This is a genomic window from Stackebrandtia nassauensis DSM 44728 (assembly GCF_000024545.1).
Taxonomy (GTDB): domain Bacteria; phylum Actinomycetota; class Actinomycetes; order Mycobacteriales; family Micromonosporaceae; genus Stackebrandtia; species Stackebrandtia nassauensis.
The window spans coordinates 1,420,531-1,442,656 of the sequence record NC_013947.1; the positions used below are offsets into that span (position 1 = coordinate 1,420,531).

24 protein-coding genes and 1 pseudogene are annotated in these 22,126 nt (G+C 67.7%); 21 read left to right on the forward strand and 4 right to left on the reverse strand.

From position 1 onward, the window contains the following. Positions 1-8 precede the first annotated feature (8 nt). The 3 genes from SNAS_RS06620 (at position 9) to SNAS_RS06630 (ending at position 1,605) form a co-directional block, all read left to right on the forward strand. A complete protein-coding gene (locus tag SNAS_RS06620) occupies positions 9-749 on the forward strand; it encodes a DsbA family protein (RefSeq protein ID WP_013016621.1) in 741 nt (246 codons plus the stop codon). 80 nt (positions 750-829) lie between these two features. Further along, entirely contained in the window at positions 830-1,054 is a 225-nt protein-coding gene (locus SNAS_RS06625) for a hypothetical protein (protein WP_013016622.1), read from the forward strand. Between the two features lie 188 nt (positions 1,055-1,242). Further along, the gene (locus tag SNAS_RS06630; RefSeq protein ID WP_013016623.1) at positions 1,243-1,605 is read left to right on the forward strand and encodes a hypothetical protein; all 363 of its coding nucleotides are present in this window, start codon (positions 1,243-1,245) and stop codon (positions 1,603-1,605) included. A gap of 30 nt (positions 1,606-1,635) precedes the next feature. On the opposite strand, the gene SNAS_RS06635 is transcribed toward SNAS_RS06630, so the two are convergent. Both SNAS_RS06635 and SNAS_RS32470 read right to left on the reverse strand, forming a co-directional pair. Next, on the reverse strand, positions 1,636-3,057 hold the full coding sequence (locus SNAS_RS06635) for an AAA family ATPase (RefSeq protein ID WP_013016624.1): 1,422 nt from the start codon (positions 3,055-3,057) through the stop codon (positions 1,636-1,638). A gap of 20 nt (positions 3,058-3,077) precedes the next feature. Next, positions 3,078-4,631 carry a serine/threonine protein kinase gene (locus SNAS_RS32470; protein ID WP_013016625.1) on the reverse strand — a complete coding sequence of 518 codons (1,554 nt, stop codon included), beginning with the start codon at positions 4,629-4,631 and terminating at the stop codon, positions 3,078-3,080. 137 nt (positions 4,632-4,768) lie between these two features. Between SNAS_RS32470 and SNAS_RS35670 the strand changes: the two genes are divergently transcribed. From SNAS_RS35670 to SNAS_RS06650, 3 genes are all read left to right on the forward strand, one after another. Continuing rightward, the gene (locus tag SNAS_RS35670) at positions 4,769-4,930 is read left to right on the forward strand and encodes a hypothetical protein (RefSeq protein WP_013016626.1); all 162 of its coding nucleotides are present in this window, start codon (positions 4,769-4,771) and stop codon (positions 4,928-4,930) included. Positions 4,931-5,045: 115 nt separating this feature from the next. Further along, positions 5,046-5,441 (forward strand): hypothetical protein, encoded by a 396-nt coding sequence (locus SNAS_RS06645; protein ID WP_013016627.1) that lies wholly within the window; start codon positions 5,046-5,048, stop codon positions 5,439-5,441. A gap of 136 nt (positions 5,442-5,577) precedes the next feature. Then, positions 5,578-6,303 (forward strand): DedA family protein, encoded by a 726-nt coding sequence (locus SNAS_RS06650; protein WP_013016628.1) that lies wholly within the window; start codon positions 5,578-5,580, stop codon positions 6,301-6,303. Here the strand turns inward: SNAS_RS06650 and SNAS_RS06655 are convergent. Continuing rightward, a complete protein-coding gene (locus SNAS_RS06655) occupies positions 6,300-6,710 on the reverse strand; it encodes a hypothetical protein (RefSeq protein WP_144300415.1) in 411 nt (136 codons plus the stop codon). The genes SNAS_RS06650 and SNAS_RS06655 overlap by 4 nt on opposite strands. A gap of 107 nt (positions 6,711-6,817) precedes the next feature. Here SNAS_RS06655 and SNAS_RS06660 point away from each other — a divergent pair, with 107 nt between their 5' ends. From SNAS_RS06660 to SNAS_RS36540, 9 genes are all read left to right on the forward strand, one after another. Next, the gene (locus SNAS_RS06660) at positions 6,818-7,165 is read left to right on the forward strand and encodes a hypothetical protein (RefSeq protein WP_013016630.1); all 348 of its coding nucleotides are present in this window, start codon (positions 6,818-6,820) and stop codon (positions 7,163-7,165) included. 127 nt (positions 7,166-7,292) lie between these two features. After that, positions 7,293-8,369: a BMP family lipoprotein gene (locus tag SNAS_RS06665; protein WP_013016631.1), complete on the forward strand. Its 1,077-nt coding sequence runs from the start codon at positions 7,293-7,295 to the stop codon at positions 8,367-8,369. A 127-nt stretch (positions 8,370-8,496) separates the two neighbouring features. Beyond that, positions 8,497-10,029 (forward strand): ABC transporter ATP-binding protein, encoded by a 1,533-nt coding sequence (locus SNAS_RS06670; RefSeq protein WP_211207425.1) that lies wholly within the window; start codon positions 8,497-8,499, stop codon positions 10,027-10,029. Beyond that, complete coding sequence (locus tag SNAS_RS06675) at positions 10,019-11,260, forward strand: ABC transporter permease (protein WP_013016633.1); 1,242 nt, start codon at positions 10,019-10,021, stop codon at positions 11,258-11,260. Before SNAS_RS06670 ends, SNAS_RS06675 begins: the two co-directional genes overlap by 11 nt. A gap of 5 nt (positions 11,261-11,265) precedes the next feature. Next, positions 11,266-12,558, forward strand: a complete 1,293-nt coding sequence (locus SNAS_RS06680) for an ABC transporter permease (protein ID WP_013016634.1) — start codon at positions 11,266-11,268, stop codon at positions 12,556-12,558. A gap of 30 nt (positions 12,559-12,588) precedes the next feature. Further along, on the forward strand, positions 12,589-12,987 hold the full coding sequence (locus tag SNAS_RS06685) for a cytidine deaminase (protein WP_013016635.1): 399 nt from the start codon (positions 12,589-12,591) through the stop codon (positions 12,985-12,987). 2 nt (positions 12,988-12,989) lie between these two features. Then, the gene (locus SNAS_RS06690) at positions 12,990-14,270 is read left to right on the forward strand and encodes a thymidine phosphorylase (protein WP_041624595.1); all 1,281 of its coding nucleotides are present in this window, start codon (positions 12,990-12,992) and stop codon (positions 14,268-14,270) included. 156 nt (positions 14,271-14,426) lie between these two features. Then, the gene (locus SNAS_RS06695) at positions 14,427-15,101 is read left to right on the forward strand and encodes a DUF4272 domain-containing protein (RefSeq protein WP_013016637.1); all 675 of its coding nucleotides are present in this window, start codon (positions 14,427-14,429) and stop codon (positions 15,099-15,101) included. 36 nt (positions 15,102-15,137) lie between these two features. Further along, positions 15,138-15,341 (forward strand): hypothetical protein, encoded by a 204-nt coding sequence (locus SNAS_RS36540; RefSeq protein ID WP_244409118.1) that lies wholly within the window; start codon positions 15,138-15,140, stop codon positions 15,339-15,341. Here the strand turns inward: SNAS_RS36540 and SNAS_RS37325 are convergent. Next, a pseudogene (locus SNAS_RS37325) lies at positions 15,339-15,581 on the reverse strand (MarR family transcriptional regulator); the annotation flags it as partial. The gene SNAS_RS36540 and the pseudogene SNAS_RS37325 overlap by 3 nt on opposite strands. Positions 15,582-15,656: 75 nt before the next feature. Between SNAS_RS37325 and SNAS_RS06700 the strand changes: the two are divergent. The 6 genes from SNAS_RS06700 to SNAS_RS06725 all read left to right on the forward strand — a co-directional run bounded on the left by SNAS_RS06700 (position 15,657) and on the right by SNAS_RS06725 (position 22,008). Further along, entirely contained in the window at positions 15,657-16,523 is an 867-nt protein-coding gene (locus tag SNAS_RS06700) for an NAD(P)H-binding protein (RefSeq protein WP_013016638.1), read from the forward strand. Further along, the gene (locus SNAS_RS06705) at positions 16,520-16,894 is read left to right on the forward strand and encodes a DoxX family protein (protein ID WP_013016639.1); all 375 of its coding nucleotides are present in this window, start codon (positions 16,520-16,522) and stop codon (positions 16,892-16,894) included. The genes SNAS_RS06700 and SNAS_RS06705 overlap by 4 nt, the downstream gene beginning before the upstream one ends. After that, complete coding sequence (locus SNAS_RS06710) at positions 16,885-17,967, forward strand: adenosine deaminase (RefSeq protein ID WP_013016640.1); 1,083 nt, start codon at positions 16,885-16,887, stop codon at positions 17,965-17,967. The genes SNAS_RS06705 and SNAS_RS06710 overlap by 10 nt, the downstream gene beginning before the upstream one ends. Positions 17,968-18,108: 141 nt before the next feature. Continuing rightward, entirely contained in the window at positions 18,109-18,834 is a 726-nt protein-coding gene (locus SNAS_RS06715) for a GH25 family lysozyme (protein WP_244409119.1), read from the forward strand. A gap of 103 nt (positions 18,835-18,937) precedes the next feature. Next, entirely contained in the window at positions 18,938-20,740 is a 1,803-nt protein-coding gene (locus SNAS_RS06720) for a glycoside hydrolase family 3 protein (protein WP_013016642.1), read from the forward strand. 11 nt (positions 20,741-20,751) lie between these two features. Continuing rightward, positions 20,752-22,008, forward strand: a complete 1,257-nt coding sequence (locus SNAS_RS06725) for an exo-beta-N-acetylmuramidase NamZ family protein (RefSeq protein ID WP_013016643.1) — start codon at positions 20,752-20,754, stop codon at positions 22,006-22,008. The last annotated feature ends 118 nt before the right edge of the window (positions 22,009-22,126 follow it).

Here is a 22,126-nt window from a genome sequence, read left to right on the forward strand (position 1 = left end):
ATGAGGCCATGACCAACCCGCCCCCGCCCGGTGATCCGAACCAATGGGGAACCCCGCCCCCGCCGATGCCACCGCCTGTGCCCGTGCCCGCCCCGGCGAAGAACCAGCATATGTGGCTGTACGTCGTGTTCGGCACCGTCGCGGCGCTGCTCATCGCCGGGGGCGTGTGGGTGGGGGTGGTCCTGATCGGCGAGTCCCGCGACAAGGACGACAAGTCCACCGCCGCCGAACCGCAGGCGGAGGTAGCCGACGGCGGGATCGTCGTGGGGGACGGCGAACCCACGGTCGACATCTACCTGGACTTCGGCTGCCCGGCCTGTAAGAAGTTCCAGGAGACGAACGACAGCGCCCTCGAAAGCGCTATCGAGGACAAGAAGGCCACGATTCGCTTCCACCCGTTGAACTTCCTGAAGTCGATGTTCACCGACGAGTACCCCGGCCGGGCCGCGTCGGCCTCGGTGTGCGCCGCCGACGAGGACAAGTTCTACGACTACTACCAGGTGCTGATGGACAACCAGCCGCCCGAGGGCGGCGCGGGCCTGGACGACGACAAGCTCGTCGAACTGGGTGCCGACGTCGGCCTGGGCGAGAAGTTCGCCGACTGCGTCGGCGAGGGCAGCTACCGCGACTGGGTCGACCGCGAGACGGACAAGGCCAGCGACATCGCCGCGACACCGACGGTTTTCATCGACGGTGACGAGGTGCAGTCCGAGGATTTCGCGGCCGAATTCGACAAGAAGACCTCGTAGTCCGCGCGTCCAGCGGACCCGGACTGGGTGTGCATATGTCGATACACTTGCGCCGGTTCCGCCACTCAGAGGAGTAGGACATGGACGAGTACGACGACAGTCTGGACGACACCTCCCACGACGCGGAACTCGAGGACGACAGCGCCGCGTACTCAGAGGACGTCTCCTACGACGAGTCGTCCTGGGGCGACGAGGACGAGGGTTCCTCCTTCGACCCGCCGGAAACGCCCCCAACCCGGCCAAGCTGGGTGGCGGCCAGTAGCGATGCGCACCGGTGTCGGGGGACCACGCCGGTGACCGTCTGACATGGAGTTTCGGGTACTGGGGGCCATGCGGGTCCGCGACGGCGACCGCACGGTCGACCTCGGGGCGGACGCGCGAAGGCCGTGCTGGCCTGTCTTCACCGAATACCAGTCCCTCATGGACTGTGTCGGGGCGGCGGTGGCGTACGGTTTCGACGAGCACGCCGTCGACCTAACCCTGGTTCGGGCAGATGGCGGCCTGGCGTTGTCTCGGCGAGCCCGCCGCCGCGGCCCGGATCGCGCCCCGCGTGGCGGTCCTCATCGAACCGAGCCACGATCCGGAGCTCAAGGCCAACGCACTGCTTGAGATCGGACTGTCCGAACTGGCCGACGGGGATCGCCAGACCGCGTTGGACCGGTTGGAGCAGGCCCGTTCGGCGGCGGAGCGGATGGCGCCGCAGCTGGTGCACTGCCGCATCGAGTCCGCGTTGGCCGACGCGGCCACGGCCACCGGCGACGTCGAGCAGGCCGAGATGCACCGCGACCAGGCCCGGCGGCTGGCGGCCCGGCTGGGCATCACCGAGCCCGCGAGCCCGAGCCTGGGAACCGGCTGACCGGTGCGAGTGCGGCTGGCTTGGCGACGGCTAGTGGGGCGGCGGGACGGGGGCTCGGCGCATCGTGACGACCTTCGTGGTCGCGTTGCGCAGCCGGGCCAGGGCCGCGTGCTGGGCCGAGGCCGGTTCCTCCTGGTACAGCAGGTGACGGGCGAACTCGGCGACCGCGTCGTGGAAACGGTAGCGGCCCGCGTGGCGGCGCAACAGCAGGTGCCGGTTGAACAGTTCGGCCAGGGCCTGCTCGGCCTCGGCATGCTCGATGTCGGACAGGATCGCGGTCTCGTGGACGGTGAAGTCGTCGCGCGGCAACAACGCCAGCAACCGAAACGCCCGACGGGCGTCGGGTGACAGGCCCTGGCACGAACCCGCCAGCGCCGGGCGCTGCACCTGGTCGCGCGGGAAACGCTGCAACCGGGCGGCGTGGTCGGACAGCGTCCAGGTCGACTCGGCCGGGTCGGCGAGCTGGCCGCCCAACGCGACCAGGTCCAGCGGCAGCCCGGAGCACAACCGGTCCACCAGCAGGCCCGCCGCCTCGGGTTCGGCGTCGACGCGGTCGCCGACATCGAAGCGCCGCAACAGTGTCATGCCCTCGTCGACCGACAGCGGCTGTAGCGCCAGCTGGGCGGCCAGGCCGGGCCAGCCGTCGCGGTTGCGGCTGGTCACCAGGACCAGGGTCGAGGCCAGCCCGGGCAGCAGCGGCGCCAGCGACTCGGGTCCGGGAACGTTGTCCACGATCAGCAGCGTCGCCTTGCCGGTGAGCAGGTGCCGGAACCGCGCGGCTTTCTGCTCCACGCTCGGCAGCGTCGCGATGTCGGCGCTGGTGCGGCCCAACAGCCGCAGGAACCCCGACAGGACGGCGTCGGCGGAGCAGGCCGGGCGCTGCGCGTCGAAACCGTGCAGGTCGGCGAACAGCTGCACGTCCGCGCAGTAGCCCTCGCGGATGACGTGGTGTGCCAGTTGCAGCGCCAGCTCGGTCTTGCCGACCCCGGCCGGGCCGTGGATGATCGCCACCCCGGGCCGCTGTGAGCGCACCGCCTCCTGCAACCCGTCCAGGATCAACTGGCCCTCGTTCTTGCGGCCGGTGAACTCCGGGCGTCCGGTGGGGATGGAATCCCGCACGTCGGCCACATCGGACTGTTCGATGCGGGCGGTGATGAGGCGGCACACCTGTTCCAGCCGGGTCACCCCCGCCTGGCTGAGCCCCAGGGCCCGTCCGATGTCGATGACCAGGTCCCAGTTGAGCCGCCGCCGTCCGGTCTTGAAGCAGTCGTTGACCGTCGCCAGTTTCGCCGGTTCCGGGATGCGCGACTTCTTGCGGTGTTCGTTGATGCGCTTGGTGATCTCGCGAAACGACATGTCCCGCGCCCACACCTTCAGGCCCGCCAGGTACGCGACGACGTCGTCGATGCTGCGGCAGTCGATCGGATCGGGTTCGGCGGTCGGGGCGGTCATCGGCATCCTCGCGGGCGGGTTCAGGCGGGCACGCGGAACTGCTGCGTGTTGGCTTCGACGCACTGTCCCAGGATCATCGGCACGCTCTCCTCGGACTTGCCCTGGTTGTCCATGCACAGGTCGGCGGCCTCGTTGCGGATCAGCCAGTAGTAGTCCCAGCCGTTCTTGGTGTCGGAGTGGGTGCGCTGCCACACCTGTTCGCCGTCGGAGTCGCGGCACTCCTGCTGCACGATCTCGGCTCCGGCGGCGTTTCCGTTGGAGGCCAGGCACATGCCGGAGTTCTGGTTGACGATCTTGAAGGAGCCGCGGTCCTTTCCGTAACCGCCCACCCAGGACCACTGCTCGTTGCCCTGGTCGCAGTCGGTCTCCCAGGACAGTCCCCACTGGATGATCTTCGCTCCCTCGGTCTTGGCCTCGCTCGCGACTCCGATACACATTCCACTGTAGGCGCTGGCGAGGGGGCTGAAGTCGCCCGGTGCCGGATCGGCCTCGCCGCCGTCCTTGGCAGGCTTGCCGGACTCCGACTTCTTGCCTTCCTTGGGATCGTCGGGTTTCTTCGACGACTTCGACGCCGAACTGGCCGCCCCGGACTCGGAGCGGGACTGCGACGTTTCGGGGTCGTCGGCCGACGCCGAGCCGGTGTCGTCGCTCAGCAGCGGCAGCACGAACACGATGCCGCCCGCGACCAGCAGTATCGCCACGGCCGCGGCCACCACCGCGAGCCGCCGCGAGATCCGCCAGTCGCGCGGCAGGCTGCCGGGTTCGCGGCACGCCTGCGCCAGCGCGGCGGCGGAGGTGAAGCGTTCGCCGGGTTCGCGGGCCAGGCACCGGGTCACGACCCGGGCGACCTCGGACGGCGCGGTGCCCTGCGGCAGCGTCGGCGGCTGCGGGTCCAGGTGCCCGGCGATGACCTTGCCGGTGGTGCCCGAGTAGGGCAGCCGTCCGGCGAGGCACTGGTACGCCACGATTCCCAGGCTGTACACATCGGAGGCCGGGGTGAGTTCGCCGCCGGTCAGGTATTCGGGGCTGATGTAGGACGGCGTGCCCACCACCTCGCCCGCCTCGGTGAGCGGGTCCTGCGTCGGCGAGTACGCGATCCCGAAGTCCACCAGCGTGACCCGGCCCGCCGAACCGATGATGATGTTGCCGGGCTTGACATCCCGGTGCACGATCCCGGCGGTGTGCGCGGCGTGCAGGGCCTCGGCGGTCTGCCGGACGATGTCCATGGTGGTGTCGACGTCCAGGCGCACCCGCTCCTCCAGCAGCGCCGCCAGCGACTGGCCCTCGACGAAGTCGATGACGATGTAGCACCGGGTGCGGCCCTCGGCGTCGGTCTCCTCGCACCAGTCGTGGATCCGCACGATGCCGGGCACGTCCAGCGCCGCCAGCGTGCGCGCCTCGCGCAGGAACCGGTGCCGGTACTCGGCGTCCTCGGCCAGGTCGGGACGCAGCACCTTGATGGCGACGGTGCGGCCCAGCTGGGTGTCGGCGGCCCGCCACACCGAGCCCATGCCGCCGAAGCCGAGCCGGTCGCCGAGCCGATACCGATCGCCGAGCAGTTGACCCGATTTCATGCATGCGCTCCCAAGACCCTGATTCGGGGTCATTCTATGGCGCGGCGGCCGGTGGCGTCGCGGGCGCGTCCGGAGTCGTCCGGGGCCGGGCGCGGGCGTGTGCGCGGCGCCGACACTGGAAGCGAATGGAGGTACTCATGAACATCGATGTCCCGTCCCGGTGTCCGCATGACGTGGACTCCGACCCCGTCGCGCCACCGCCCGAGTCGCGGCAGTGGGACGTCAGCTTCGCGGCCACCGCCGGTCTCGGCGGCGCGATCGCCGACCCCGCGACCCCACCCGAACCCGAGGCGGACTGATGCCCGTCCGGTCACGTTTTGGCCAAGGTTTCACCGTTTCGTAAACCCCGTCCCACCGGCGAAGCGTCTTCCCTAGGAGACTTCCGCGAAATCCGTCCGGTGGAGGGGAAACCGCATGCGAAGAGTGCGAACCGCGATAGCGGCCACGGTGGTGACCGCCGCGGCGATCCTGCCCACCGTCATGGCCTCGGGGGACGAGAACAGCGCCGACGCGTCGGGCCAGAACTGGTGGACGTCAGGCGATTCCCGGGCGGGATCGGCGAACTTCCAGTCGGATGGGGACCTGTTCACCGTTTGTGACGAGATTTCCGACGGTTCGGATGTTGTGGGGAAGGTCCGGGACGGGCAGGATGTTGTTTACACCATCGTTGCCGACGGCGGCAGCGGTGATTGTGAACGCCGGAATTCCGGTGACGGCAACAAGTTCGACCTCCGCGAGGGAGCGAGATATACCTTCGAAGTATGCCTGTCCTTTATGGATCGGTGTCAGGTCAGGACTCTGACCGCGTGAGGACGAGAGCCTTCGTCCCTTCACGACACGGTGGGGATGACGTGAGGGGACGAAGGCCGTTGCGGGCCCTCACGGGCCCGAAACCGACCCAGCCCGCTTGCCCGGCACGGATTTTGCTGCCTTAACGTCTTTGCCCATGACGACCACCGAGGGCGTGCTGGGACAGATCACCGACTGGGCCACCAGTTTGATGGAAACCATGGGCGGACCCGGGGCCGGTCTGGCCATCGCGCTGGAGAACCTGTTCCCGCCGATCCCCAGCGAGGTGATCCTGCCGCTGGCCGGGTTCACCGCCGGACAGGGCAAGATGAACCTGTTCTCGGCGATCATCTGGACCACCGCCGGCTCGCTGGTCGGAGCCGTCGCGCTGTACTACATCGGCATGGTCATGGGTCGCGACCGGATCGTGCGGCTGGCGGTCAAACTGCCACTGATCAAGCTGTCCGACATCGAGAAGACCGAGGCGTGGTTCGGCAAACACGGCGGCAAGGCGGTCTTCTTCGGGCGGTTCATCCCGATCTTCCGCAGCTTCATCTCCATCCCCGCCGGGCTGGAGAAGATGGCGATGCCGAAGTTCCTGCTGTACACCGCCGGTGGCAGCCTGATCTGGAACTCGATCTTCATCCTGCTGGGTTACAAGCTCGGCGAGCACTGGGAGGTCGTCGAGGAGTACGTCGGCGCCTACTCCAAGGGCGTGATCGCGGTGGTGCTGATCGCCGTGGTCGTGTTCGTGGTGCTGCGGATCCGTTCGATGCGCCGCGACCGGGGCGAGGAGGAAGGCCCCGGCGACGGCGGTGGCGACGACGCGACCGGCGGCCCGCAGCCGCAGGGCGGCGGCGTGTACCGCTCCCGCAACGTCTAACGCAGGTGGGCCGGGGGACGGCGTCCCGGCAGCAGCGCCAGGGCGGCCAGACCGATGACACCCAGCGAGATCCCGGCCTGGGCGGCGACCGGGATACCGGCCGCGGCCTCCTCGGCGGGCGGCGGTTTCTTGCCGTTCTCGCCGTCATTCCCCGATGGACCGTCTGAAGGCGAGGGTGACTCGCCCGACGGTGACGGGGTGTACGGCGGGTCCGAGGAGGAGCCGTCGCCCCCGCCGTCGTCGACGAGCCGCATCGGCGGTGCCGCGTCGTCGTCCATCGTGACCGGTACGGCCAGAACCAGGATTGCGAAGGCGCCCACCACAAACCGCGCCGTGGCCACAACACGCGACGCGAAACGCGACGCCCGGCCCGGCGAGTTCGAGAACTTGCGCGCCATCCCCCTCACAACCATGATGTTAGCCATCGAAGATCGTCGAGGTCGACCGTATAGGCGATCGGTTTGACAATTCACGTATTCGACATCGCGTAGAAGCTTCTGGCATACTGCTCGCCATGGAACTTTTGCGCCACGCCCTTTTGTACATTCACCTACTCGGTTTCGCGATGCTGTTCGGAGGTTGGCTGACAGCTTTCCTCAGTGACCGCCTCAAAATCAACCCCGTGATGCTGTGGGGTTCGGTCATCCAGCTCGCCACCGGCATTTTCCTGTCGGCCCCCTTTCCTAAGGATTATGAACCGAACTATGCCAAGATCGGCGTCAAGGCCGTTCTGGCGGTTTTGATCGCCGTCATGGTGTGGATCCCGCACCTGAAAAAGCGCGAGTCGACCGCCAAAGGACATTTCATCGCGATCGGCGCGATGGTCGTGGTAACAGCAGGTGTGGCCGTATTCTGGCAGTGATTACGTCTCGGTAACGACGCGCACCAACTTGGCATCGGATCTTGAGGCGGGGATGGAATAGTAATAACCTGCCTTCTCGACGAGGCGTACCGCGTTTGTCCGGTGCCCGAAATTTAAGGAGAATTTCTTGCGAAAGTGGCGTGGACCCAGGAAGTTCGCCGCCCTCGTGGTGGCAAGCGGTGTGGCCCTGACCGGTCTGGCCGCTTGTGGCGAGGCCAGCGACGCCGGGTTTGTGGTCTGTATGGTCTCCGACGAAGGCGGATTCGACGACAAGTCGTTCAACGAGTCGGCCTGGGCGGGTATGGAAAAGGCCAAGAAGGAGAATTCCGAGATCACGCTGAAGAAGCGTGAGTCGAAGGACAAGAGCGATTACTCCAAGAACCTGACCAGCTGTGTCAAGGACGACAAGGCCGATCTGACGATCGCCGTGGGTGGATTGATCACCGGGGACACCGAGCAGGTCGCCGAGGAGAACAAGGACAAGCGGTTCGCGATTGTGGACTCGAACCTGTCCGGGGCGAAGAACAAGAACGTCTTCTCGATGGAGTTCAACACCGCGCAGTCGTCGTTCCTGGCCGGTTACCTGGCCGCCGGAACCAGCAAGACCGGCAAGGTGGGCACCTTCGGCGGCGCCAACATCCCGCCGGTGACCATCTTCATGGACGGCTACGCCGAGGGCGTGGAGTACTACAACAAGCAGAACAAGAAGGACGTCCAGGTCAAGGGCTGGAAGCCGAACTTCGAGGACGGCAAGGGCGACGGCCTGTTCGTCGACAACTTCGAGGACGCCAAGGTCGGCAAGCAGCACGCGAACAACCTGATGTCGCAGGGCGCCGACGTGATCTTCCCGGTCGCGGGTCCGGCCGGACTCGGTGGTCCCGAGGCCACCCAGTCCAAGGACGACGTCTACTCCATCTGGGTCGACTCCGACGGCTGCGAGGCCGCCGCCAAGTACTGCGACGAGTTCCTGACCTCCTCGATGAAGGGCATCGCCGACGCGGTCGCCGAGTCCATCAAGACCGCCGTCGACGACGGCGCCAAGGACGGCCGTTACGTCGGCACCCTGGAGAACGAGGGCGTGGGCCTCGCCGACCTGAACAAGGTCGTCGACGAGAAGCTCGCCAAGGAGATCGAGACCGTCAAGAAGGACATCATCGACGGCAAGATCGAGATCAAGTCCAAGAACCAGCCGAAGCCGGAATAAGCCGAGGCTGAACAGACGACCGTCGATCTGCCCGCGACCGGTCGACTGACGGACACTACGCTGCGTCGGCGGCGGTCTTCACTGACCGCCGCCGACGCAAGCGATCGCAGTGCGAAGGAGCACGACGCTGAGACTCGAACTGAGTGGTCTGACCAAACGCTTCGGCGACCTGGTGGCGAACGACCACATTGACCTGACAGTGGAGGCGGGTGAGATTCACGCCCTGCTGGGCGAGAACGGCGCCGGCAAATCCACCCTGATGAACATGCTCTACGGGCTGCTGACGCCCAACGAGGGGCACATAATCATCGATGGCCGCAAGGTCGCCATCACCTCCCCGGGCAACGCCATCAAGGCGGGCATCGGCATGGTGCACCAGCACTTCATGCTGGTCCCGGTGTTCACCGTCGCCGAGAACGTCATGCTCGGCCGCGAGATGACCGACGGCCTCGGCGTCCTCAGCCGTCGCAAGGCCGCCCGGGCGGTGCGCGAGATCTCCGAGCGCTACGGGCTCGACGTCGATCCCGACGCGCTGGTCGAGGACCTGCCGGTGGGCGTGCAGCAGCGCGTCGAGATCATCAAGGCGCTGCTCAACGACTGTGACCTGCTGATCCTGGACGAGCCCACCGCGGTGCTCACCCCGCAGGAGATCGACGAGCTGCTCGACATCATGCGCGGGCTGCGCGCCGACGGCAAGTCGATCGTCTTCATCAGCCACAAGCTCAAGGAAGTCAAGGCCATCGCCGACAAGATCACCGTCATCCGCCGCGGCGCGGTGGTCGGTGAGGCGGCGCCGACCGACTCCGAGACCGAACTGGCGTCCATGATGGTCGGACGTTCGGTGAAGCTGACCGTCGACAAGGATCCGGCCCAGCCGGGGAACCCGGCGCTGGTCATCGATAACCTGACCGTCGCCGACTCGCGCGGCCACCACGCCGTCGACGGCCTGTCGCTGACCGTCAACCACGGCGAGATCGTCGGCATCGCCGGTGTGCAGGGCAACGGCCAGAGCGAACTGGCCGAAGCCGTCATGGGCCTGATGCCCAAGCTCGGCGGCACCGTCCACATCGCCGACGTGCACCGCACCCACGCCTCCACCAGCGCCATCATCGAGTCCGGGGTCGGCTACATCCCCGAGGACCGGCTGGTCGACGGCCTGGTCACGGACTTCACCATCGCGGAGAACCTGATCCTCAACCGCTACAACCGGGAGCCCTACGCGGGCCGGGGCGTGCTCAAGGACGCGGTGATCCGGGACAAGGCCAAGGAGTACGTCGAGACCTTCGACGTCCGCACCCCCTCGATCGACGCCCACGCCGGGAACCTGTCGGGCGGCAACCAGCAGAAGGTGATCGTGGCGCGGGAACTGTCCCGGCCGCTGAAGCTGCTCATCGCCGCCCAGCCCACCCGCGGCGTCGACGTCGGCGCGATGGAGTTCATCCACAAGCGCATCGTCGACGAACGCGACGCCGGGGCCGGGGTGCTGCTGATCTCGTCCGAACTGGACGAAGTGCTGTCCCTCGCCGACCGGGTAGCCGTGATCCACAACGGACACATCATCGCCGAGGTGTCCCCGGACACGCCGCGCGACAAGATCGGCCAGCTCATGGCCGGAGTTCAGACCGAGGACGACCCCCAGGAGAACGACGGTGAACGATAAGACCACCGAAACGACTCCGAAGGAGGACGAGTCGGCCCCGGAGAAGAAGTCGGGCTTCGGCACCACCTTCTTCGGCTACGTCAAGACCGCCAACGCGGTCATGGTCACGATCTACTCGATCCTGCTGGCACTGCTGATCGCCGGAATCCTGGTCTTCACCACCACGGACTCCGACGACCCCTTCGGCACCGTCCTGTCCATGTACAGCGGCCTGTTCACCTCCAGCATCATCGACCCGGTCACGGTCAACGACTTCTTCCTGGGCGCGGTCCCCATCGAGGACGTGCTGCGCTCGCCGTCCGACACCCTGTTCGCGACCGCGCCGCTGGTCCTGAGCGGCCTCGCGGTGGGACTGGCCTTCCGCACCGGCCTGTTCAACATCGGCGCTCAGGGCCAGGTCATCATGGGCGCCATCGGCGCCACCATCATCGGCTTCGTCCTGAACGTGCCGTGGTTCCTGCACCTGCCGCTGGCGCTGGCCGCCGGCCTGCTCGCCGGAGCGATCTACGGCGGCGTCCCCGGACTGCTCAAGGCCCGCACCGGCGCCCACGAGGTCATCACCTCGATCATGCTCAACTACGTCGCCTCGCTGTTCCTGGTGTGGGTCATCGGCACCAGGTTCATGGACGACCCGGACCGCAACGACGCGATCTCGCAGCCCGTCAACGACTCGGCCTGGCTGCCGTTCCTGGGCGAACTGTTCGAGCAGAAGTCGATCGTGCGCGTCAACGCGGGCATCATCGTGGCCCTGCTGGCGGCCTGGTTCGTCGCCTGGCTGCTCAACCGCTCCACCCTCGGCTTCCGGCTGCGGTCGGTCGGCCTCAACCCCGAGGCCTCCCGCACCGCCGGCATGTCCGTCACCCGCACCTACCCGACCTCCATGGCGCTGGCCGGAGGCCTGGCCGGACTGGCCGGAGCCGTCCTGGCCCTGGGCGGCACCACCGCGCCCGCGCTGTCGTCCAGCGTCATCGGCGAGGTCGGCTTCGACGGCATCACCGTGGCCCTGCTGGGACGCGGCAAACCCTGGGGCATCGTCGGCGCCGCCCTGCTGTTCGGCGCGCTGCGCAACGGCGGCTCCAACCTGCAGACCTACGGCATCCCCGTCGACCTGGCGATCATCGTGCAAGCCCTCATCGTCTTGTTCATCGCGGCACCCGCCCTGGTCAAGACCATGCTGCGACTGCGCACGCCCGCCGGTGGGCTGGCCACCACGACGGCGAAAGGCTGGTAGAACCCATGACCACAGTCAGTGTTGCCGAAACCGCCGAATCCCGGGAACTGCACGGATTCTGGACCCGCTCCCGCAAGGTGGGCGTCGTCCTGATCGTGCTCGGCCTCGCCACCGTCCTGGGCGCCTTCGCCACCGTCGGTTCGGGCACCACCGCCGAGATGATGCTCGACAAGACCGCCGACACCTTCGGCTGGGACGCCACCTGGGCGGTCCCCGCCCGGCTCGCGATCGTGCTGCTGGCCGTCGTCGCCACCGGCGCCGGGATCTTCCTGGCCACCGGAGCGCCGCGCTACTTCACCACCGCGACCGTGATCGGCTTCGCCGCCTTCGTCCTGGCCCTGCTCGTGTGGGCGGTGTCCAGCGCCAAGGGCGACGACCCGCTCAAGATCGAGTTCGTCCTGGCCGGAGCCCTGTTCGCGGCACTGCCGCTGATCTTCGGCGCCCTCGCCGGCGTCCTGTGCGAACGCTCCGGCGTCATCAACGTCGGCATCGAGGGCCAACTGCTCGCCGGTGCCTTCTGCGGCGCCCTGTTCGCCACCATGACCGGCAACGTGTGGGTCGGCCTGGTTACCGCCGCGGTCGCCGGTTCCCTGGTCACCACCCTGCTGGGCGCCCTGGCCGTCCGGTTCCAGGTCGACCAGGTCGTCCTGGGCGTCATCCTCAACCTGCTGGTCCTCGGCGTCACCGGCTACCTGTTCGACCAGGTGATGAAGGAGGACGCCAGCACCTTCAACGACCCACCCGACGCACCCGAGTGGGCCGTCCCGCTGCTGTCCAAGATCCCGGTCATCGGCCCGATGCTGTTCGACCAGTCGATCTTCGGCTACGTCGCGATCATCCTGGTCTTCGCGATCTGGTTCCTGCTGTTCATGACCCCCTGGGGCCTGCGCACCCGCGCGGTCGGCGAACACCCGCAGGCCGCCGACACCCTCGGCGTCAAGGTCAACCTGCTGCGCTTCCGCAACGTCGCGATGGCGGGTCTGGTCGCGGGCTTCGGCGGCGCCGTGTTCACCATCGGCGACGGCCTCGGCTTCGCCAAGAACATGACCGTCGGCAAGGGCTTCATCGCGCTGGCCGTCCTCATCGTCGGCCGCTGGCACCCCCTGGGCGCCCTACTCGGCGCGCTCCTGTTCGGCTTCGCCGACCAGATCGGCCAGTTCCTGCGCGTCATCGGCTCCCCGGTCCCGTCCAGCTTCCTGAGCATGCTGCCCTACCTGGTGACCATCGTCGCTGTGGCCGGGCTCATCGGAAAGGTACGCGCTCCCGCCGCGGACGGTAAACCCTACATAAGATCGTAGGTACGGCCGCCTAGGTGGGAGGAGCGCGCCATGGACATCGACGACGCGATGTGGGAACGGCTGCGCGAGGCCGCCGTCGACGCCGCCAAGAACGCCTACGTGCCGTACTCGCACTATCCGGTGGGTGCCGCCGCGCTGGTGGACGACGGGCGGATCGTGGCGGGCTGCAACGTGGAGAACGCCTCGTTTGGGTTGACGTTGTGCGCGGAGTGCGGGTTGGTCTCGCGGTTGTTCGCCACCGGTGGTGGGCGATTGCGGGCCATGGCGTGCGTGGACGGCAAGGGTGAGGCGCTGACTCCGTGTGGGCGGTGCCGTCAGTTGTTGCACGAGCATGGTGGGCCCGATTGTCTGATCGACGCCAGCCCGGCTCCGGTCCGGTTGGGTGAACTGTTGCCGGGTGCCTTCGGGCCCGGTCACCTCGAAAGTTAGGAATCTCGTTGTTCAGTGCCGTTGACGTCATCCGTGCCAAGCGCGATGGCGGGGAGTTGACCACCGCCCAGATCGACTGGGTCATCGACGCCTACACCAAGGGTGTGGTCGCCGATGAGCAGATGTCGGCGCTGGCGATGGCGATCCTGCTCAATGGGGCGAACGATCGTGAGATCGCGGACTGGACCGCGGCGATGATCGCGTCGGGGGAGCGGTTGGACCTGTCCGGGGTGGGTAAGCCTACTGTGGATAAACACTCGACCGGGGGCGTGGGGGACAAGATCACGTTGCCGTTGGCGCCGCTGGTGGCGGCGTTCGGGGTGGCGGTGCCGCAGTTGTCGGGGCGGGGGCTCGGTCACACCGGGGGCACTTTGGACAAGCTGGAGTCGATTCCGGGGTGGCGCGCCAATCTGTCCAATGCGGAGTTCATCGCGCGGTTGAGTGATCCGGGCGCGGTGGTGTGTGCCGCCGGGGACGATCTGGCGCCCGCCGACCGTCGGCTGTACGCGTTGCGCGATGTCACCGGGACCGTCGAGTCGATTCCGTTGATCGCCTCGTCGATCATGAGCAAGAAGATCGCCGAGGGCACCGATGCCCTGGTCCTGGACGTGAAGGTCGGTTCGGGCGCGTTCATGAAGGACGCCGAGCAGGCCCGCAGGCTCGCCGAGACCATGGTGCGGCTGGGTGACGCGCACGGGGTGCGGTGCACCGCGCTGTTGACCGACATGGACACTCCGCTGGGCCGGACCGCCGGCAACGCGCTCGAGGTCACCGAGTCGCTGGAGGTGCTGGCCGGGGGTGGACCGGCCGATGTGGTGGAGCTGACCGTGGCCCTGGCCCGGGAGATGCTGGCGCTGGCGGGTAAGCCGGACGCCGATCCGGCCGCGGCGCTGGCCGACGGTCGCGCCATGGACGCCTGGCGGGCCATGATCTCCGCGCAGGGCGGCGATGTCGACGCCAAGTTGCCGGTGGCGCCGGAGTCGGAGGAGGTGCGGGCCGAGTCCGACGGTGTCGTCGCCCGCATGGACGCCTACGCCGTGGGTGTGGCGGCGTGGCGGTTGGGTGCCGGACGGGCGCGCAAGTCCGACCCGGTGTCGGCCGGAGCCGGAGTCGAGATCCTGAAGACCGTCGGCGAGACGGTGTCGGCCGGGGAACCGTTGCTGCGCTTGCATACTGAGGATGTATCGACGTTCGCGGCGGCTCGCACCACCTTGGACGGAGCTATCGACATCGGAGGGTCGACGGCGAAACGCCAGCTGATCATGGCTCGTATCGGTGGGTAATCACTAGCAAGATCACTTGGTGGGTAACGATTCCACTATTCCGCTACAATCTGGCGCCAAGATCTAGACTTTTATATGTGATGGCCATTACGTTCGTGTAGTAGGCGCAGGGTACAGTGCCCCAAAGCCACGCGAGACGTTAGGCGAGGCCCTTCGGTGACTTCTTTGCTATTTGATCCTCGGCACATCCGTACCCGTACCTGTGACGATCTGGCTCAACTCGGCGTCAAGGTGCACCCCGACTACCTACCGCTCATCTTCGCCCCCGGCGAGGACATCTCGCTGCGTTCGCTCAGAGACATCGAGGCCCGGTCCGCGATCCTGAATGTGGTGCAGGCCAGGGTTTTCGACATGCCGCCCCAGTTGGCGATGCGCTGGTTGCTCGACGCCCACGTGCTGGAGGAGCTGACGCCCGACGAGTGGCAGTTCATCGCGACCGGCAAAGGCACTCCGCAGCGCTATTCCGAGCAGCTGGAGTGCCTTTTCGCGCTGGCCTGGACGCTGGGTCTGGTGCCGCACCTGGATCCCAGCGAGTACTGCTCGGACGCCCTGCCCTCGCTCATGCCCGACCTGCGCACCAGTGAGTCGTTCACGACCTGGAAGGCCCGCACCCTGCCCGCGTGCCGCGACGCCGTCGAGATCGCCGAGATGCTGGACCTGTACTCGTGCCTGGACTGGCTGTACAGCGACGCCCGCAGTCGCCGCGCCGCCCCGCCGGGGCCGTTGGACGAATCGCTGTTGTGGCATCGGCGCTGGGCGCTGGAGTGGGTCGTGGTGCTGACCGGCCGGGGCCGCTCGGGCGGTTCGACCTGGGACAAGGTCTCGCTCTAAGTCCTCGGTGAGTTCCTCGGTGGCCACTTTCCCGGCATGGGTGACGTCGCGCAGGAAACCGTTGACCAGTTCCAGTTCCGCCGTGGTGTAGCCCGAACAGAGTTCGTCCATTTTAGAGTTCATGCCGGAGAAGAGCTGATACAGCTCACCGACGCGGTCCTTGCGCGCCGACACGACGACGGCCCGCCGGTCGCTGGACGCGGCGTCGCGATCGCGGTCGATCCAGCCGCCCCGCTGTAGCCGGTCCAGGACGCCGGTCAGGGTCGCCGGGTGCAGTCCGGCGTGCCGGGCCAGCGCGCTGGGGCTCAGCGGTCCGAGCCGCTGGATGAGTTCCAGGCAGTCCCAGTCGATGTCCTTCAACGCGGTGCGGGCGCCGAATCGCCGGTTCAACAACGACAGCTGACTGTTGAGCTCGCGCAGGGATTCCTTGACCTGGTTGGTGAGTCGCCGCTGTCCGGTCGCCTGTGGTTTGTCTCTCATATTGTATGACTTTCAAAATATAGTGATATGGTTTCCAAAGTATATGGCACACGAAGTACTTGAGAGGACGATGTCATGATCCTGGTAACCGGAGCCACCGGCCTGGTGGGAACACCCCTGACCGAACTGCTCGCGCGGCGCGGCGCGAAGGTGCGCGCCGTCAGTCGCGACCCCAAAGCCGTTGTGCCGCAAGGTGTGGCGCTCGTGACCGGCGACCCCGCCAAACCCGACACCATCGCCGAGGCGCTCGACGGGGTCACCGCGCTGTTCCTGCACCCGCGCGCCGTCGGCGACGCCGCCGACGCACTGGCCGCGCTGGCCCGGCGGCGCGGCGTGTCGCGCATCGTGGCGCTGTCGGCGACCAACGTGGACGATCCGCTCGACGAGCAGCCCTCGCGGGTGCGCGGCGACCGCAACCGGGAGGCCGAGGACGCCGCCGTCGCCCACGGTCGGGAGTGGACCAGCATCAGGGTCGGGTACTTCGCGCTCAACGCGCTGACCTCCTGGGGCGGCCAGATCCACAACTCCGACGTGGTGCGCGGACCCTACGCCGACTTCGCGGTGGCGCCGATCCACGAGCGCGACATCGCCGCCGTGGCCGCGCACGCGCTGCTGACCCCGGATCTGGTGGGGCGCAAGGTGAACCTCAGCGGCCCGGCGATCCTGCGTCACGCCGACATGGTCGCGACCATCGGCACCGTCCTGAACCGGCCGCTGCGGTACCAGGAGATCCCGCCCGAGGCGGCGGCGCGGGCCCTGACGGGCGCCGGACTTCCCGAGTCGCTGGCCAACGCGTTCGTCGCCAACTACACCCGCGACTGGGGACTCGGCGCGATGGCCACCGGCGAGGTCGAGCGGATCCTCGGTCGCGGCGGCCTCACCTTCGCCGACTGGGTCGCCGACCACGCCGACGCCTTCGCCGCCCCGACGGCTGCCCGATGAACGCCGCGTACCTCACCCTCACGCTGATCACCGCCGCCGCCAACCTGTTCTCCGGCGGCCTCGCCCTAGCCGGGTTCGCCCCGATCTACCCGGCCATGGCGAAGGCGGGGGTACCCGCGTCGTGGGTGCGGTTCCCGATCGGCACCCTCAAGACGGCCGGGGCGCTGGGACTGCTGGCCGGTCTGTGGCTGCCGATGCTCGGCACCGCCGCCGCGATCGGGCTGGTGCTGTTCTTCGTGTGCGCGATCCACACCCACCTGCTGGCGCGCGACCGTTCGCCGCAGCTGGCGCTGGCCGTAGCCTTCCTCACGCTGGCCGTGGCCACCCTGACTTCGGGTATCGCGACCGGTAACGTATCGGAATGTCACTGAGCATCGAAGAAATCCGGCAGGCACCCAAGGCCCTGCTGCACGATCACCTCGACGGCGGCCTGCGTCCGGCCACCGTCATCGAGCTGGCCGAGGGCATCGGCCACGAACTGCCCACAACGGACGTGACCGCGCTGGGGCAGTGGTTCGTCGACGCGGCCAACTCCGGTTCCCTGGAGCGGTATCTGGAGACCTTCGCCCACACCGTCGCGGTCATGCAGACCGCCGAATCGCTGCACCGGGTCGCCTATGAGTGCGCCCGCGACCTGGCCGACGACGGGGTCGTCTACGCCGAGGTGCGGTTCGCGCCCGAGCTGCACACCGAGGCCGAACTGGGCCTCGACGAGGTCGTCGAGTCGGTGCTGGCCGGATTCGCCGCCGGATGCGCCGACGCCGCCCGGGAGGGACACCAGATCCGGGTCGGCGCGCTGCTGACCGCGATGCGGCACGCCGCCCGGTCGATGGAGATCGCCGAGCTGGCGGTGCGCTACCGCGACTCCGGTGTCGTCGGCTTCGACATCGCCGGGGCCGAGGCCGGATTCCCTCCCACCCGTCACCTGGACGCCTTCGAGTACCTGCAACGCGAGAACTCCCGGTTCACGATCCACGCGGGCGAGGGCTTCGGGCTGCCGTCCATCTGGCAGGCCCTGCAATGGTGCGGCGCGCACCGGCTCGGCCACGGAGTGCGCATTGTGGACGACATCAGCTTCGGCGACGACGCCACGCCCACACTGGGACGGCTGGCCCACTACGTCCGCGACACCCGGGTGCCGCTGGAGCTGTGTCCCTCGTCCAACCTGCAGACCGGCGCCGCCGACTCGATCACCGAGCACCCGATCGGGCTGTTGACCAAGCTGCGGTTCCGCGTCACCGTCAACACCGACAACCGGCTGATGAGCGGCACCAGCCTGTCGCGCGAGATGGCGCTGCTGTCGGACGCCTTCGGTTACGGCTGGCCGGAACTGCGCTGGTTCACCATCAACGCCATGAAGAGTTCCTTCATCCGTTTCGACGAGCGGCTGGCCATCATCGACGACGTCATCAAGCCCGCGTACACCAAACTCATCGGCGGCTGACGGGCCTCTCGACCGATTCGTCCCGAATGTGGATGAATAGTGGACGGTCCGGCCAATCTTGGGGCGGGAGCGACGCCCGCGCTCCCGTAGCCCGAGTCATTGGAGTCCGTCATGGATACCCCATACCCTAAATATCGAAGTATGCGCACGTTTACAACGTTGTTGCTCAGTCTGGTGCTCGCCGCGACCCTGCTGGCGTTCGGCGCGGGCCCGGCGCAGGCCGACCCGGAAGTCAAGGCCAACCCGGAGGGGATCGACGTCTCCCACTACCAGGGAGCCATCAACTGGGGAGCGGTGCGCTCCGCCGGCATCGAGTTCGCCTGGATCAAGTCCACCGAGGGAACCAGTTACAAGGACCCGCGGTTCAACACCAACTACCCGGCCGCCCACGCCGCCGGGGTCATCCGGGGCGCGTACCACTTCGCGCGGCCCGGCAGCTCCTCCGGCGCCACCCAGGCCAACTACTTCGCCTCCTCCGGCGGCGCCTGGTCCGCCGACAACCTGACCCTGCCCGGAGCCCTGGACCTGGAAGCGGGCTGCCACGGCCTGTCCCAGACCGCCATGCGCAACTGGATCCTGGACTTCTACAACACCTACAAGTCGCGCACCGGTCGCGACGTCGTCATCTACACCACCCGCAGCTGGTGGACCAGCTGCACCGGCAACTGGACCGGAATGGGAACCCGCAGCCCGCTGTGGGTCGCCCACTGGGGAGTGTCCTCTCCGGCCATTCCGGTCGGGTTCCCGACCTGGACCGCCTGGCAGTTCACCGACAACGGCCGCGTCAACGGCATCTCCGGAGCCGTGGACCGCAACCACTTCAACGGTTCCCGTGATCGGTTGCTGGCGCTCGCCAACAACACGTAACCCCCGATACGCCGGGTAGGCAGCGACATGCCTACCCGGCGTGTTGCGCACCGGTCGTTCCCGGGACTAACCTGAGGCTCCGGATCACGGATGGAGACGGCTCATGCCCCGCCCTCGCCTGTTCACCACACTCGCCCTCACCGCCGTACTGGCTCTCACCGGATGCGCCCCCACCGCCTCCGACGACGACGGCGACACGAAGGTCGACGCCAGCGCCAAGGCCCGTGACTGGGCCGAACGCCAACTCAAGTCGCTCAGTCTTGAGGAGAAGGTCGGCCAGATGTTCACCCACTACGCCTACGGCCAGACCGCCGACACCACCGAGTCGGCCGATGTCAAACGCAACCAGAAACTTCACGGCGTCGACAACGCCAAGCAGCTGATCGAGAAGTACCACCTCGGCGGAATCATCTACTTCGGATGGTCGAACAACCTCGCCAACCCCGGCCAGGTCGCCGGACTGTCCAACGGGATGCAGAAGACCGCGATGTCCCAGGGCGGCGAGATACCGCTGCTGGTGTCCACCGACCAGGAGACCGGCACCGTGGTGCGGCTGGGCCCACCGGCCACCGAATGGCCCGGCAACATGGCGCTGGGCGCCGGACGCGACCGCGGCGACGCCCGCGACACGGCGGCCATCGCCGGGGTCGAGCTGCGCGCCGTGGGCATCAACCAGAACTTCGCGCCCTCGGGCGACGTCAACGTCAACCCGCAGAACCCGGTCATCGGGGTGCGCTCGTACAGCTCCGACCCGAAACTGGTCGCCAAGTTCACCGGCGAACAGGTCAAGGGCTACCAGGGCCGCCACGGCACCAGCGCCACCGTGAAGCACTTCCCGGGCCACGGCGACACCCACGAGGACAGCCACACCGACCTGCCGCGCATCGAGCACACCAAGGAACAGTGGAAGAAGCTGGACGCGCCGCCGTTCAAGGCCGCCATCAAGTCCGGTGTCGACACCGTGATGTCGGCGCACATCCAGTTCCCGGCGCTGGACGCGTCCGAGAAACCCGCCACCCTGTCCAAGCCGATCCTGACCGGACTGCTGCGTGAGGAACTGGGCTTCGACGGCGTGATCGTCACCGACTCGCTGGGGATGCAGGGCGTGCGCGAGCTGTACACCGACGCCGAGATCCCCGTCATGGCCATCAAGGCCGGGGTCGACCAGCTGCTGATGCCCGCCGACCTGAAGGTCGCCTACGAAGCGGTGCTGGCCGCCGTCAAGAGCGGTGAGATCACCGAGAAGCGCATCGACAAGTCGGTGAAGCGACTGCTGACGCTGAAGTACCTGCGCGGCGTCGTCAAGAACCCCTATGTGGACCCCGACAAGGTCGACGACACCGTCGGCACCGAGGATCACCTGGCCACCGCCCAGGCGATCACCGACAAGACCACGACACTGGTCAAGAACGACGGCGACGCGCTGCCGCTGTCGAAGGACACCGGCAAGGTCTTCGTGGCCGGGGACGGCGCCAACACCACGTCCATCCTGGCCAAACAGATCGGCAAGCTGGGTCCGGCCACCGAGGCGCTCAACACCGGCGCCGACCCCAACGCCGCCACCATCTCCGGGGCGGTCGAGAAGGCCAAACAGGCCGACGTCGCGGTGGTGGCCACCAACACCGTCCGCGCCCACCCGGCCCAGGCCGACCTGGTGAAAGCCTTGCGCGACAGTGGAACCAAGGTGGTCGTCGTCGGGGTCAAGGAACCCTACGACATCAACCGGTTCCCGGAGGTCGACTCCTATGTGGCCTCCTACGGTTACAACACGCCGGTGCTGACCGCCGTCGCCAAGGTGCTGTTCGGCGAGGTGGACCCGCGCGGCAAGCTGCCCGTCACGATTCCCAAGGCCGACGACCCCGACGCGACGTTGTACGAGTTCGGGCACGGCCTCTCCTACGAGTAAGGACATCTTCCGTGCGTCGACGCAACGTTCTGGCCGCCTCGGCGGCCGTGACCACCGCCGGGTTGCTCGCCGGTTCCGCCCCCGCCGCCCACGCCCGCAACGGACGCAGGGTGCGCACCGGCTTCGCCAACCTCGCCGCCTCCGGGTACCGGGAGCTGCGGGGACAGCGGGTCGGGATCATCTCCAACCCGACCGGCATCACCTCCGACCTCAGCCACGAGGTCGACGTGATGCACTTCGACAGCGACGTCGACCTGCGGGCGGTCTTCGGGCCGGAGCACGGTTTCCGGGGCACCTCGCAGGCCGGTCAGGGCGAGGACTTCTTCGAGGACCCCAAGACCGGGCTGCCGGTGTACAACGCCTACAACGACCCGCAGAAGATGAAGGACTACTTCGCCGAGCGGGAGCTCGAGACCGTCGTGTTCGACATCCAGGACGTCGGATCCCGGTTCTACACCTACATCTGGACCATGTACCTGGCCATGGACGCCGCGGCCCAGGCCGGGTGCCGGTTCGTGGTCCTCGACCGCCCCAACCCGACCACCGCCAGCAACGCCTACGGGCCGATCCTGCACGAGAAGTTCGCGACCTTCGTCGGGCTCAAACCGATCTCGCAGCGGCACGGCATGACGGTCGGCGAACTCGCCGAGTTGTTCAACGGCGAGTTCCTCGACAACGCCGTCGACCTGACCGTGGTGGAGATGTCGGGCTGGCGGCGCCGGATGTCCTTCGACGAGACCGGACTACCGTGGGTGCCGCCGTCGCCGAACATGCCCCAGATCGGCACCGCCCGGCTGTACCCGGGCACCTGCCTGTTCGAGGCCAGCGCCCTGTCGGAGGGGCGCGGCACCACGCTGCCGTTCCAGCTGATCGGCGCCCCCGACATCGACCACAGGTGGGAGGAGGCGCTCAACAAGCAGAAGATCCCGGGGGTGCGGTTCCGGGAGGCGTACTTCGTGCCCACGTTCTCCAAGTGGTCGGGCAAGACCTGCGGCGGCGTCGAAGTCCAGGTCACCGACTACGACCGCTTCGACCCGATCCGCACCGCGCTGGCCATGATCATCACCCAGCGCGAGGTGTTCCCGAAATACGGCTGGCGCACCGAATCCGACCCCAACGCGCACCCGTGGATCGACAAGCTCACCGGCTCCGCCCAGGTCCGCAAGGCCATCGAGGCGGGAGCCGACGTCGACGAGGTCATGGAGGGCTGGAAGTCCGAACTGGACGACTTCCGCGACGTCCGCGCCGAGTACCTGCGATACCGATGAAACGCCGTCCACGCGGCTGAACCCGGCCGCGCGGACCATCGGGGCCGTCTGGCCGAAGCTGGTCGAGCGGCCCCACCGCCGGTTCCGCCCGGTCCCGGCGCTGCCCGTCCGCCACCCG

Coding starts and splice junctions, on each gene's coding strand:
- SNAS_RS06685 (WP_013016635.1), top strand. CDS start 12,589: ATGGACATCGACGACGCGATGTGGGAACGGCTGCGCGAGGCCGCCGTC.
- SNAS_RS06700 (WP_013016638.1), top strand. CDS start 15,657: ATGATCCTGGTAACCGGAGCCACCGGCCTGGTGGGAACACCCCTGACC.
- SNAS_RS06720 (WP_013016642.1), top strand. CDS start 18,938: ATGCCCCGCCCTCGCCTGTTCACCACACTCGCCCTCACCGCCGTACTG.
- SNAS_RS06680 (WP_013016634.1), top strand. CDS start 11,266: ATGACCACAGTCAGTGTTGCCGAAACCGCCGAATCCCGGGAACTGCAC.
- SNAS_RS06650 (WP_013016628.1), top strand. CDS start 5,578: ATGACGACCACCGAGGGCGTGCTGGGACAGATCACCGACTGGGCCACC.
- SNAS_RS06705 (WP_013016639.1), top strand. CDS start 16,520: ATGAACGCCGCGTACCTCACCCTCACGCTGATCACCGCCGCCGCCAAC.
- SNAS_RS06620 (WP_013016621.1), top strand. CDS start 9: ATGACCAACCCGCCCCCGCCCGGTGATCCGAACCAATGGGGAACCCCG.
- SNAS_RS36540 (WP_244409118.1), top strand. CDS start 15,138: ATGGGTGACGTCGCGCAGGAAACCGTTGACCAGTTCCAGTTCCGCCGT.
- SNAS_RS35670 (WP_013016626.1), top strand. CDS start 4,769: ATGAACATCGATGTCCCGTCCCGGTGTCCGCATGACGTGGACTCCGAC.
- SNAS_RS06660 (WP_013016630.1), top strand. CDS start 6,818: ATGGAACTTTTGCGCCACGCCCTTTTGTACATTCACCTACTCGGTTTC.
- SNAS_RS06710 (WP_013016640.1), top strand. CDS start 16,885: ATGTCACTGAGCATCGAAGAAATCCGGCAGGCACCCAAGGCCCTGCTG.
- SNAS_RS06625 (WP_013016622.1), top strand. CDS start 830: ATGGACGAGTACGACGACAGTCTGGACGACACCTCCCACGACGCGGAA.
- SNAS_RS06715 (WP_244409119.1), top strand. CDS start 18,109: ATGCGCACGTTTACAACGTTGTTGCTCAGTCTGGTGCTCGCCGCGACC.
- SNAS_RS32470 (WP_013016625.1), bottom strand. CDS start 4,631: ATGAAATCGGGTCAACTGCTCGGCGATCGGTATCGGCTCGGCGACCGG.
- SNAS_RS06630 (WP_013016623.1), top strand. CDS start 1,243: ATGGCGGCCTGGCGTTGTCTCGGCGAGCCCGCCGCCGCGGCCCGGATC.
- SNAS_RS06635 (WP_013016624.1), bottom strand. CDS start 3,057: ATGACCGCCCCGACCGCCGAACCCGATCCGATCGACTGCCGCAGCATC.
- SNAS_RS06645 (WP_013016627.1), top strand. CDS start 5,046: ATGCGAAGAGTGCGAACCGCGATAGCGGCCACGGTGGTGACCGCCGCG.